At 33.5% G+C, this 430-nt stretch carries 1 protein-coding gene; it reads left to right on the plus strand.

Annotated features, from left to right (window positions below):
* Positions 1-63 precede the first annotated feature (63 nt).
* The coding region (locus tag HMPREF2700_RS05905) for an IS110 family transposase (protein WP_141745823.1) at positions 64-430 on the plus strand (367 nt) is incomplete at its 3' end.

The raw sequence follows: 430 nt of genomic DNA on the forward strand, positions 1-430 counted from the left end.
ATTACCTTAAAGATTGAATATCATCATAGCCATTTCAGGCTGAATAAATAAGGAAAATGAAAAATGAATGTAATAGGGTTGGACGTATCGAAAGACACGATAGACGCAACGTTGATTAAAACTAAAGGAAGCAAAGACTATATAAAAATATCCAATAGTACAGAAGGATTTGAGAATCTGATTAATTGGATAAAAACAAAACGAATTAGAAAAATTGCAATAAGTATGGAAGCAACAGGTATTTATTACGAACAGGCGGCGGAATATTTGAGCGCACTTTATACAGTTTACGTTATTAATCCCTTGAAAATAAAAGAATACGCAAAGAGTCAGTTCAGCAATACCAAAACAGACAAAGCAGATTCAAAACTTATTGCAGAATTTGCAAACCGACACTTAGACAAACTGACACCGTTTAGGCCGTCTGAAA

It is taken from the genome of Neisseria sp. HMSC068C04, from assembly GCF_001810105.1.
In the GTDB taxonomy this organism is placed as follows: Bacteria; Pseudomonadota; Gammaproteobacteria; order Burkholderiales; family Neisseriaceae; genus Neisseria; species Neisseria flavescens_B.